Source organism: Acinetobacter sp. S40, from assembly GCF_016624705.1.
In the GTDB taxonomy this organism is placed as follows: domain Bacteria; phylum Pseudomonadota; class Gammaproteobacteria; order Pseudomonadales; family Moraxellaceae; genus Acinetobacter.
Genome location: NZ_JACVTU010000035.1, coordinates 1 through 1,200 on the forward strand (window position 1 = coordinate 1; position 1,200 = coordinate 1,200).

General features: G+C 49.5%; 2 protein-coding genes. Both read right to left on the minus strand.

What is annotated here, in order from left to right; all coding sequences use genetic code 11:
• Window positions 1–503 (minus strand): 3-oxoadipate CoA-transferase subunit B CatJ (gene catJ, locus IAE19_RS16435; RefSeq protein ID WP_200461972.1); only part of this gene is annotated, 503 nt, incomplete at its 3' end.
• A gap of 10 nt (window positions 504–513) precedes the next feature.
• Window positions 514–1,200 (minus strand): 3-oxoacid CoA-transferase subunit A, encoded by a 687-nt coding sequence (locus IAE19_RS16440; protein WP_200461973.1) that lies wholly within the window; start codon window positions 1,198–1,200, stop codon window positions 514–516.

A 1,200-nucleotide genomic window follows, 5' to 3' on the forward strand; every position in this document is an offset into this window, starting at 1 on the left:
CCTGTGGCTGGATAAGTCAGTTCCGCTACGATCTTCGGTTCGCCTTTTTTGGTGACGTGATCGGTGGTGACAAAGACTTTTTTAGCGCCTACGGCCAAGTCCATCGCGCCACCGACCGATGGAATCGCATCAGCTGCGCCGGTATGCCAGTTGGCAAGGTCACCATTGGCGGCAATCTGGAAGGCACCGAGTACGCAAATGTCGAGATGTCCACCACGCATCATGGCAAAGGAGTCGCCATGATGAAAGAAACAACCGCCTTTAAGCATGGTTACGTATTCTTTCCCGGCATTGATCAGCTCTGGATCTTCTTCACCTTTTGCAGGAGGTGGGCCAAAGGCCAATAAACCATTTTCTGAATGGAGGAAGACGTCTTTGTCAGCCGGTAGGTAGCTGGCAATTTTAGTGGGTAAACCAATACCTAAATTGACATATGCGCCTTCTGGAATATCCTGTGCCACACGCTGTGCAATCTGGTCACGGCTTAGTTTTTGATAACTCATGTCGATTTCCTTATGCGGCAGTGGGTGCTGGTGCAGGTTGTACCTGTACCACGTGTTGGACAAAAATCCCTGGCGTTACGATCACTTCGGGATCAAGTTCACCCAGTTCGACCACTTCACTGACTTGAGCAATGGTCACATCTGCGGCCATGGCCATAATGGGGCCAAAGTTACGTGCAGATTTACGATAGACCAGATTGCCCCAGCGATCGCCTTTGTGGGCTTTAATCAGGGCAAAGTCAGCTTTGATTGGATTTTCCAGAACGTAGTCTTTGCCTTCGTAGCTTAAAGTAGGTTTTCCGGTTGCCAGTAAGGTGCCAAAACCGGTGGGGGTATAGATCGGTCCAAGTCCCATGCCTGCGGCTTGCATACGGCACGCCAGATTGCCCTGTGGCACAATTTCCAGTTCGATTTTACCCGCACGATACAGTTCGTCGAAGACATAAGAGTCGGCTTGACGTGGGAAAGAACAGATGATTTTTTTGACTGCGCCCGTTTTAAGTAATTTGGCAAGACCATAGTCAGCATTGCCGGCATTGTTGCTGACAATGGTGAGATCTTTAAGTCCGAGTTCAATTAAACCGTCAATTAGTTCAGCGGGTTGGCCTGCTGTGCCAAAACCACCAATTAAAATGGTGGCACCGTCTTTAATCTGGGAAAGCGCTTCCGGTAGGGTCGCTGCACTTTTATCTATCAT